The sequence below is a fragment of the Leptospira mtsangambouensis genome (genome assembly GCF_004770475.1).
Classification (GTDB): Bacteria; Spirochaetota; Leptospiria; order Leptospirales; family Leptospiraceae; genus Leptospira_A; species Leptospira_A mtsangambouensis.
Map to the genome: position 1 here is coordinate 1 of NZ_RQHK01000012.1, position 10886 is coordinate 10886.

Genomic DNA, 10886 nt, shown 5'->3' on the forward strand with positions numbered 1-10886 from the left:
AAGGCAAATTCCGTGTCAAGCTAACGCCTCTTGCAGAGGCTCAGCTACACGGAACTTCGGTTAGCTTTGGTCGTTATACGAAAGTCAGTAAATAATTTTATGGGACAAAACCAGCATACCGTACCGCAAGTATATCTATCTAATTTTACTGATCAAAATTCGCAATATCCAACAAAGCCACTGAGAATTTTTGATAAAAACTCCCAATCTTACTTTGCACGTGGAACAAGTAAATTTCTCGCTTCAAATCACTTTTACAGCTACACAATAAATTCTGAAGCAAAAGATAATTCAATTGAAAAATATCTATCATTTCTTGAATCAAAATTTGCAGGAGCACTGAACAGGTTAATTTCTCATATAGTAGCCAATTCAGAAATATCATCAAAGCTTGATATAAGTTTGGACGATAAAAAAATTTTTGCTCAATTCCTACTTTGGCAAATTAAACGCACGGTTTCGTTTATGCAATCCATTGAAGATGGCTTAGCGAAGGAATTTGAACTTGATGGCCTTCCTGTACATAGACTACCGGATGGTGGCTTAACTCCTGAATTAAGAAATTATGCTTTATATGTCTTAACCGAAGTAGGTGAAGACCAAAATATGAATTTTCTAAACAAATTACTTGAAAAAAATCTGATAATAACGATTATACCAGAGAGTGTTACGAGTGGGTTCATAACTTCAGATAATCCAGTCCTAATAACTAATGCAAAAGAAAAACCTGGTATTTCATTAGAGCATACAGAAATCAGTTTAACTTTAACACCAAAGATTGGATTATCCTTCTTCAAAACTGGGAAATCAATAGTAAAAAACATTCAAAGAAATAAGCACGAAATACGTAAGACAAACCGATCAATTGCTTTAAACGCACATCAATATGTAATTGGTCCTTCAGAAGCACAGTTAAGAAGAATCTGCAAAAACTTATAACTTACTGACCTTCGTATAACAGCGACTAACCGCTTCGCTTCGGGACTTACGCCCTCGCTCGGTCTACGACACATAGGCTTCTGGCACTCCTCTTGCTTACGCAAGCGTCGTTCCAGTCCCTAACGTCCCGTTCAGGGACTCAGGGTCAGCCTACGTCGGTTAGTCTAGTTCGTTATACGCCATATGTTAAAAAACAAACTATGAAAAGAATTTACCTAATAATAATTATAATATCTACCTTAACATCATCAATTTTTGCAAATGATGAAAACAAATCCATTGAAGAGCTCAAACAGGAAGAGAAAAGACTAGAAGATAATATAAAAAAAGACAAAGAAAATTACAATAAAACAAGAAAAGAAAGATTAATGAAGGAATTCAATTCGGAATTTCAAGAATCTATTTCCTTATTTCTTTCACCAAATTTTACACAGGGGTATAATGGACCAAACTTCCGAGAAATGCCATACGTCCTCTATTATCCTAGACTAAATAATTGGGAAAGTCCTAGTCGCAATAAAACTTTATTTTTGTCTTATTACAATTTACCAGAAAACATAGGATTTGAATTTTATTCTATATCTATAGCTTCTAAACCTAATATAATTGCATTCAATCCTACGGACAATCATATCACTCAGATAGTAGATGCAAAACAAAAGAATGAATTAACCCTTTTAATTTTTAAAATGTTTGATGTTACAAAAGACTTTAAAATAGGTTTTTTGGCTGGATTTACCAACCAAAATGAATTATATACTAGAAGCGATTTAGGTCTTTCTTCACTTTCCTATTTCAGACAAACACAAAAATTCTCAGGCTGGGGCCCAGAATTAGGCTTACGATTACAATATACTCTCTTCGGTACTATAAAAATATTAAACAATCTATCTTATAACATTACTGACAATAATTATAGCTATTCTACTCTATTTTATAAAGACAATTTCCAATTCTATATTGAAGCATATGATACAAATAGCATCCCTGGAGTAAGAGTAGTAACAAATAATAAAAGTCTTGCAAATGGTTCTATTGAAACTTCAAGTATTAGAAACTTTTTCTCTATCGAGTTTCCTATTTACGAAAACATAGGATTAAATTTTGGACTTATGACTGTTTTCAGAAAAATCAAATTCCCGAATTTTAATCCAGACACTATTGGATTTGCAAGAGATGGAATTAGATTTGAAACACAAAATGGATCTGAGCAATATTTGCTATCATCCATTTTCTATGAAAATGCAAAAAATCAAAATACATATTATTCAAATTTAAATATCGGAATAACTTTGTATCACTAACATACGGCGTATAACAACGGGGAAACGCTGCGCTTCGGCACTTCGGCCTCGCTTGGGCTACTATATATGGTACGTATTTATCTTAACCTTTGCGTTACATTTCAAAAGGAACCTAGGCGCTGGGTGATTCAGGATACATTCTGTGGTCGGCATAATATTGCTCGACGTCAGTCTTGTCGCAAGGTTGATGTTGAGTATGTTCAAGCGTAGCAGATTGTCACACTTTACCTCAATAAACTGAATGTCCGCATCTGTATCGACACTATTCAGTATGAATTCTGAAATTTAATTTGACTTTTGGAATACACAGATTGGGCATATATTTTGGTTAAGTCAATTTAAGCAGGTGGCTGAAGATGAGTAGCGTTTGGTGGGTGAATACTTTTGTTGGTCAAGAAGCTGGGGGAAATCCAACATGCGTCATACTTGATGATTTTGACGAAGTTACGCGTAGTCGGGCCTCTGTGGCCCGTGCGCTTAGGGCGCCTGATACTGCTTTCGTAAAGAGAGCCTTTGCTGGCCTAACGATAAAATTTTTCTCGCCTTTGGAAGGAGAAATGTCTTTTTGCGGTCAAGGTTTCATTGCCGCCGATGCAGTGTTGCGTCAAACGACAAAGGTTGCGGGGCCATTTGAATTTCTAACGACCGATGGCAATGTCCGGACTTATGCGGAACCGGGCGATGACGCACTGTCTTGGTTTGAAATTTTGAAGAGTCAAATTCGAATAGATTCCGGACCACGGCATTTGGGACACATAGTCGATAGCGGTCGCCGCCGCGCTTTTCGCCAACTAGACAGTGCTGAGCTTGAGAATTTAAACCTCGATTCAAGTGAAGTAATTCGCACCTGTACCGAATATAACATTAAGGGGTTATGTTTTTATGCATATGAGAGGCGTGATGTTCTGCGCCTCCGCGTGTTTACAGTTTCCCTAGGCGGCAGGGAAGATATTTCTACTGGCGGTGCGGTTGCTGGTCTAACTCCATTGATACCATCCGGAAAATGGCTTGTCCAGCAAGGTTCGGGACATTTTCTTAACCGCGGTGAATTGAGACTTAATAATAATATTGAAACTGATAGAATCTCGGTCGGGGGGCGCGTCGAATTTGTAGCCCAAGGTAATCTCCTCTAAGTCCGACGCAAGCAAAATCTGCGCAATTAATTTAAACAAAATATTTTACGCGCTGCGAGTGAGCTGCTACGATCACATTTATTGTAGTGAATCATATTTACAAATTGACCAATTGACACAGGCGTCAAAAAAACGCCTTCGCATATCCCACCTTATACGTCATTGCTGCTAGAATATTCGTAGGTTCCTCGACAGTTTTAAGAGTGTGGAGTACATCGAATGGAAAATCTTTTATTCTTTGATTTAGAATAATGTGATTTCAGGATCGGTTCTAGTCGTCCAGAATCCTACACTGGTTAATTCATTCTCCCCTTCATCTTCATTGCCCGGAATTCATTAAGAGTTCTAAAAATAAAAATCGAAGAATCGCGGAAGAGATCCTATTCATCGTCAAGAATTAAAATGGTAAAGATGCCGCAACTCCGTATAACATCCGCTACCCGTTCCGGGAAGGACTAGCCTTCCCTACAGGCTTCGCCACATTCCTCTCCGTCACGCTTCTTGCCTAGCAAGAAGACGCGCCGACGCTAACGCCTCTTCGAGGCTCAGCTACAAGGAACGTCGGGTAGCTTATTCGTTATGCGTAATCTGAAAAAAATTAAGGAAACAAAATGAAGAATAAAATAACTTTTCTTATCTTTTTCGCAATTTTACAATTTAATTGCAAAATCAATTCTGACCAATCAAGGGATTTCATTGGTCATTGGAAATCAAACGATACATCAGTTCAAATGGTTATTTGGAAGGATAAATTCGAAAAATTACAATTAGTTCAATGGGATACCACAAATGGAGAAGAATTAATATCCTCTAATCTTAATTTCAAGGATAAAGAGATTAGATTCACTACTAAAACAATATCTACTGGATATGTCATAAAATCAAAAATAAATCTATTAAACGAAAATAAAATAGAAGAAATCATATTACCTGAGAATGAAAATAAAGAAGTGAAGATTTACTGGGATAAGATTAAATAAAAGTATTAAAAAAAATCAAATTAAATGAAATTTCGAAAATTAACATTGATCTTAATTATATTCCTATCGAATTGTTTTCTTGTTCCAAACAACCAATCTTCAAGAGATTTTTGTAAAGAAGGAACTTCACTAAAAAATGGAAAAAAATATGAAAGAGATATTATTTGTTCTGCCTCGTTAGTGAATATAAAAAAATCAGAAGATAATAATGATCAAAATTTACGTGACAATGCCTTAATAAATTGCCTATTTGCCTTAGAAGAATTAAAAAAATGTGACAAAGAAGAAAATATAAAATTTAGTTTAACTAACCCTAGCAATTAAAATTATTATTTCAATTTCAAAAATCTGATATCTTTTATAATCTTTCAGACTACGCATAACAGCGACTAACCGCTTCACTTCGGGACTTACGCCCTCGTTCGGTCTACGACACATAGGCTTTTGTCACTCCTCTTGCCTTCGCAAGCGTCGTGCCAATCCCTAACGTCCCGTCTCGGGACTCAGGGCACAGCCTACGTCGGTTAGTCTAATTCGTTATACGCCATTACCGCAAAACAAATTGAGAAAAAAACAATGACAGAAAACAATCAACAAAATAGTAGAACGAAAACAATACTCAATCTTTTAAAGATTCTTTTTTTAGGCGCAATTGGTAGCGGAATTTGGGATATAGTTATGAAACCAGCTGGCTCACGAATAATAGATATAATATTTGTAACATTTGCCGATACATTTTCAAGCTATCGTAATTCCCTATTTAAGGCAGCAGCATTAGGTTTTCATGAACAGTCATCAGTTTTTCTTCACTCAATGTACATTGCGACAATCCCTGCTATATATCTAATACTCGTATTAGAACATCCGTATAGAAAAAAAAATAAATCAGAGAATGAAACTGGTAAAGTAAAGTCATTTATTAGATCAAAAAAAGGGTTTCAATTAATTTCTATAATAACAGTTGCAGTTTTCTTAAATTCATTTTTAGATTTCATTAAAATAAGTTACGTAAATCGAACTATAACTCATTTTCATCAGACACTCACAATTATTGAACCTTTCATATCTTCACAAGACGCTAAAATTTACCGAGCAGCATTCTCAGCAATGAAATCTTCAGAAGATTATAAACGTATTGATGAACAAATTAAACTGAAAGCAAAACAATTAAAAATAACTCTGCCAGAAGCAAAATCAGTCATATATTAAAACCGATATTTTTTAAACAAATTGTCAAATATTCTAAAATAATTTCAAAAAAAACTATTAGCTGCGTAACGGCGTATAACAGCAGCTACTCACTGCGCTTCGGGACTTACGCCCTCGCTTGGCCTGCGGCACATTTCCCTTCTGGCATTCGCTCGCATACGCAAGCTGCATGCCAGTCCCTAACGTCCCGTTGGGACTCAGGGTCGGGAAACGTCGAGTAGCCTAGTTCGTTATACGCAATAAATTTAAATTCGATTTAAAACTTGAAAAATTTAATTAAAAACTTAAAGAAAATTCTAAATTTAAAGAATTTAGCACTGCTCATTACCATGCTAATTCTCCTACTATTTTCTACATTAAATATTAAAATAAATACACTTTTCCTTATATTCATCACAGTATATATATTATTTTCATACTCAATGTATACCTTGATTTGGAAGAATGATATAAAATTACTTCTACTTTTATCTATTACAAATTACATTTTCATTTTAGTTACAATTATAAGTATTGCGATAACGCCATTTGAAAATATCCTATTTTACTTTCTTGCACCTTCCTTGATAATCTTACAAAAGCAAGTCATAGATCGTGATCTTTTAATTAAAACTTTTTTATTTAAATTGGAAATAGTTTTCAGAATCATATATTCATCATTAATCTTCTCCCTATTTATTTTTTTATTATTCATAGAACATATCAAACTTACATTTGTAATAACTTTATATTTTTCCTTACCTTTCCTATTATATTTAATTTTCCTTTTTGTTTTTAAGAAAAAACGCAAAATTTTCAGTAAATACCTTCTCTCTTATTACAAAGTTTCTTTCCCAATTATTTCGATTTATTGGTTTACTCATTGTCTAATACTTTCACTACCAAAACCAGCCAATTAATTACAAATTTACTGCGTATAACAGCGACTAACCGCTTCACTTCGGGACTTGCGCCCTCGTTCGGTCTACGACACATAGGCTTTTGTCACTCCTCTTGCCTACGCAAGCGTCGTGCCAATCCCTAACGTCCCATCCGGGACTCAGGGCCAGCCTACGTCGGTTAGTCTAGTTCGTTATCTGCAATGCCAAAAACTCGAGAGGAAAATGAAAAAAGAATATTCTAGAAAAATCGAATTAATTTGTCCTTTATGTGGAAGTAAATTATTTGAATACGATGAACAAAAGGAAAATCCAGATATAACTTGTATCTCCTGCAAAAAAATTTTTAAAAAAGATGAACTGACAGAAGCTAACCAAGAAAACTTTAGCATAAATATAAATGAATTACATAAAGAGGCAACGAAAGATATTGCTAAAGATTTAAAAGAAATATTAAAAAAGACTTTAGGGAAGAATAAAAATTTCAAAATAAAGTGAGAAAGCTATGTTAGCAGGCGATTACATTGCAATTGTCGCAGTTATTGTATCAATAATTTCTATAGTTGTATCAATTTTCATTTATAATAATCAAAAAAGATATATTAAAACCCAACATGAATTAAATAAACTTTTGCTTGAAAAAGAAAAAAAGGAAGTTGAAACATCAGAAGAGGCGTTTATTTCAGCAAATGTAGTTAAATTAGGCAGTGGTAAAAATAGAATTAGAATTTTTAACAAAGGAAAAGGCAGAGCTAATAACGTAAACATTACATACCCAGAAGATCATAATTGGTCAATTACAAATCGGATTCTTCCTCTTGAATTCTTAGATTCAGGCCAATCAGTTGAAATAATATTATCAATGTTTATGGGATCACAAAGCAAAATTAGAGCAATTCTCACTTGGAATGACAAAGCTGGTGAAAAAACCAATGAAGTCATTCTTACTTATTTATAATTGGCACAGCAGATAACAGCGACTAACCGCTTCACTTCGGGACTTACGCCCTCGTTCGGTCTCCGACACATAGGCTTTTGTCACTTCTCTTGCTTACGCAAGCGTCGTGCCAATCCCTAACGTCCCCTTCAGGGACTCAGGGTCAGCCTACGTCGGTTAGTCTAGTTCGTTATACGACATTTTGTAAAATAAAACCCTAAATGAAAAAAATATTATATATAATCCCTTTAATTCTCTGTTCTTCAATATTAGCGCAGTCCCAAACGGAAAATATTCAAAAGAAACTTTGGTACTTCTCTATTAATAAAGCTTGGTCAACTGTTACTCCATATGAAGTTGAACAATACACCGATATATTTGGCCCTTACAAAAAAGATCCTAAACGTAATGTTAATAGTTTCGAAATCGTTGTTCGAAAAAAATTCTCTGATTCCAAATTTGGCTTATATTCTGAATTTTATGAATTTGTTAAGAGGGATTATTCTATGAATTACCTTACTTTTAACAAAAGAGCTATAATTAATGAAGAACCTACTCCAATCGGAAACTATTTCCGATCACAAGCTAAAATTGGATTAACATATTCAATTTTACCGCAAATAAATTTTTTAATAGGTTCAAGATACTTTAAATCTGAATTAACAGATGGAAATAATAATTTATATCAAATTAAATTTGGACAAAGATATATTGGTCCAGAAATTGCTTTAGAAACTAGAACAGATACCTTCTACAATTTTTACCTCGAAACTAGACTAAGCTATTTTTTACTTTATGGACGATCTACTCACATTTACTCATTTGCTGATCGATACTCAGAACAAGGATATATTTCAGTCAATATCAATCCAATAACAAGAGTGCAAGGAACCGAAGGACTTTTAAAAATCGGTTATTATTTTAACCAAAATTTCTTTATGACTATTGGATACAAATATACATATCAACGAATTAGACCTGATGACCTTAGAGTTTATTCTGGAGATAGTAGATTTGACTTCCAACTAAATACAGAATATGGCTTAAGAAACGTGAACTCTTATTCTGATCGACTTGAGTCAATAATTTTAGAAGTTGGAACAGAAATTTAACATACAAAACGTCGTATAACAGCGTCTTCCCGCTACGTTTCGGCACAAGGCCTCACTCGGCCTACGGCAAATTCCCTTCCGGCACGCTTCTTGCTCCGCAAGAACTCGCGCCGACGCCAACGCCTCCTTCGGAGGCTCGGCTACAGGAAACTTCGAGAAGCCTAGTTCGTTATGCGAAAGTGTGAAAAATTTTATGAATAAATTAGAAAGAACAATACTCATTATTGCTATTGCTGGAATAGGAACAACAATAGCTCCAATAGTCACATATCTCTATTCATTCGGATTCAAAATTAGTAAAGATCATGAAATTTGGGCTCAAACAGGGGACTTTTTTGGAGGAACAATAAATCCAATTTTAAGTTTCCTAAGCTTTCTTGCTCTATTAATTACGATAAGTATACAAATAAAAGAACATAGAGCAACACTATTTGAACTTGAAGAAACTAAAAAAATCCATTCAGAGCAATCATTAATTTTTGCTGCACAGAATGCGGAAATAATAAAAAATAAATATGAAACAAGATTCTTTCAGTTAATCAATATAACAAATTCGTTAGAAGAAAAAATAAATTACAATGGATTTGGCGGAAGCGCATCATTTGATAGAGCAGTTTTCGATATCGAAAAAATTATCGAACAATATTATATGGAAACTGATAAAATTTTATTAGAAAAAATTCAACTCTTTTTTGATAGTTACTATAAAGTTTTTGATTATTATATAAAAAACCTAATGTTTATCGTAGATTTTGTCTTAAATTTAAAAGCAAAAAGAATACTTGATAATGAAGAAATAGATTTTTATTTTTCAACAATTCGATCTCAATTAACAAATTCAAAACAAAATTTCATTTTTTATTCAGCTTTAGTCTATTCTCATCCTGATTTATCAAAAGAAAAATTAAAGGAATCAAAAATGCTAATAGACATTTCACACACTGGCTATGTCCAAGACTTTTCATTTCGATTCAAAGAAATAACCAAAAGATTTTATATATAAGTTCACACCTTCGCATAACAGCGAGGAAACGCTGCGCTTCGGCACTTACGGCCTCGCTTGGTCTACGACACATTCCCTTTCTGTCACTCGTTTGCATCCGCAAACTCCGTGCCAGTCCCTAACGTCCCGTTCGGGACTCAGGGTCAGGGAACGTCGTCTCCCCTAGTTCGTTATGCGAAATAGCTAAACAATGATTGATAATTTTAACTACAACGGAAATTGCTGGTGGTGCGGCTCGATAGCTGATTCACGAGAACACAAACAGAAAAAATCAGATTTTATTAGAGAGTTTGGAAGGAATCCTTCTAATTCTACAGTAATTATAAAAAATGAAAAAGAAATTATAGTTCAAGGTCCAGATTCAAAGCATCTAAAATACGAGAAACCAATTCTTTGTAAAACATGTAATTCAGAAACAAGCCAGCCTTTCGATTTAGCTTGGGACAAAGTTTTAAGTTATATATCAAAAGAAGCAAATGCAGAAAATTTAATACATAATTTAGACTTCAGACTCATTAATAAAATTGAGTATAAACCTATAAAACGCAATTTCCTTAAATACCTAGTTAAACACATTTCATGCAGATTAGCTTCAAATAACCTAAAAGTCCCAATATCTTTCCTAAATTATTTAAATGATATATCTAATTCTTTAGAAGGATTGACAATCCATGCTTTCTATCGAGCGGATATCGCTGTTTTAAAAAGCCTTAGTAAGAAGCTTCATAATGATAAATATCCATTTCTATTCTCTCGGCCTATAAATGGATTCAAAAATGAGGATAACGATTGGTTACGACTACATTCTGGAATTTCGATTGGAATTATTGAATTTCGATACGTAATTGATGAAATTTTTATTGAAAACAATTTCCCAGGAATCAACGCATATAATGAATATCCATATTTCCCAATTACTAAAATCTGGGAACCACTTAGTATTTTTAAAGATAAAATGGAAATTTATAATCCAGATAAAAAAATACCAAGGCTAGAAGATGAACAGTATTTAGATAGTGCATACAATAAAAATTTCTATGAATGGTTTAATAAACATAAATAGATTTAACAAATTAGCTACTTCGCATAACAGCGTCTACTCACTGCGCTTCGGCACTTACGGCCTCGCTTGGCCTACGGCACATTTCCCTTCTGTCACTCGCTCGCATACGCAAGCTCCGTGCCAGTCCCTAACGTCCCGTGCGGGACTCAGGGTCGGGAAACGTCGAGTAGACTAGTTCGTTAATTGCAATTGGTCAGTCTGTAGAAGAAAACGCGCAAATTTTTTATGTGAGTGTTGTCGATTTCGGCTAAAAAAAACACAACGCTGTGTTACTCCATTTACGCATCTTAAAAGATTTGTGCTTTTAAGAATTAAGAGAAAATTTGCG

Annotated in this window: 11 protein-coding genes; all 11 read left to right on the plus strand. The window is 34.2% G+C overall.

Annotated features, from left to right (window positions below):
* Nucleotides 1-99: 99 nt before the first annotated feature.
* The 11 genes from EHR01_RS10645 to EHR01_RS10695 all read left to right on the plus strand — a co-directional run bounded on the left by EHR01_RS10645 (nucleotide 100) and on the right by EHR01_RS10695 (nucleotide 10558).
* A complete protein-coding gene (locus EHR01_RS10645; protein WP_135694772.1) occupies nucleotides 100-939 on the plus strand; it encodes a DUF4238 domain-containing protein in 840 nt (279 codons plus the stop codon).
* Nucleotides 940-1139: 200 nt separating this feature from the next.
* Nucleotides 1140-2243 carry a hypothetical protein gene (locus EHR01_RS10650; RefSeq protein WP_135694773.1) on the plus strand — a complete coding sequence of 368 codons (1104 nt, stop codon included), beginning with the start codon at nucleotides 1140-1142 and terminating at the stop codon, nucleotides 2241-2243.
* 356 nt (nucleotides 2244-2599) lie between these two features.
* The gene (locus EHR01_RS10655) at nucleotides 2600-3376 is read left to right on the plus strand and encodes a PhzF family phenazine biosynthesis protein (RefSeq protein ID WP_135694774.1); all 777 of its coding nucleotides are present in this window, start codon (nucleotides 2600-2602) and stop codon (nucleotides 3374-3376) included.
* A 611-nt stretch (nucleotides 3377-3987) separates the two neighbouring features.
* The gene (locus tag EHR01_RS10660; RefSeq protein WP_135694775.1) at nucleotides 3988-4356 is read left to right on the plus strand and encodes a hypothetical protein; all 369 of its coding nucleotides are present in this window, start codon (nucleotides 3988-3990) and stop codon (nucleotides 4354-4356) included.
* 24 nt (nucleotides 4357-4380) lie between these two features.
* Complete coding sequence (locus EHR01_RS10665; protein WP_135694776.1) at nucleotides 4381-4680, plus strand: hypothetical protein; 300 nt, start codon at nucleotides 4381-4383, stop codon at nucleotides 4678-4680.
* Nucleotides 4681-4932: 252 nt separating this feature from the next.
* Nucleotides 4933-5565, plus strand: a complete 633-nt coding sequence (locus tag EHR01_RS10670; RefSeq protein WP_135694777.1) for a hypothetical protein — start codon at nucleotides 4933-4935, stop codon at nucleotides 5563-5565.
* Between the two features lie 1103 nt (nucleotides 5566-6668).
* Nucleotides 6669-6941: an ECs_2282 family putative zinc-binding protein gene (locus tag EHR01_RS10675; protein WP_135694778.1), complete on the plus strand. Its 273-nt coding sequence runs from the start codon at nucleotides 6669-6671 to the stop codon at nucleotides 6939-6941.
* A 7-nt stretch (nucleotides 6942-6948) separates the two neighbouring features.
* Nucleotides 6949-7401, plus strand: a complete 453-nt coding sequence (locus tag EHR01_RS10680; protein WP_135694779.1) for a hypothetical protein — start codon at nucleotides 6949-6951, stop codon at nucleotides 7399-7401.
* A gap of 200 nt (nucleotides 7402-7601) precedes the next feature.
* Complete coding sequence (locus tag EHR01_RS10685) at nucleotides 7602-8492, plus strand: hypothetical protein (RefSeq protein ID WP_135694780.1); 891 nt, start codon at nucleotides 7602-7604, stop codon at nucleotides 8490-8492.
* 193 nt (nucleotides 8493-8685) lie between these two features.
* Complete coding sequence (locus EHR01_RS10690) at nucleotides 8686-9495, plus strand: hypothetical protein (protein ID WP_135694781.1); 810 nt, start codon at nucleotides 8686-8688, stop codon at nucleotides 9493-9495.
* Between the two features lie 190 nt (nucleotides 9496-9685).
* On the plus strand, nucleotides 9686-10558 hold the full coding sequence (locus tag EHR01_RS10695) for a hypothetical protein (RefSeq protein WP_135694782.1): 873 nt from the start codon (nucleotides 9686-9688) through the stop codon (nucleotides 10556-10558).
* The last annotated feature ends 328 nt before the right edge of the window (nucleotides 10559-10886 follow it).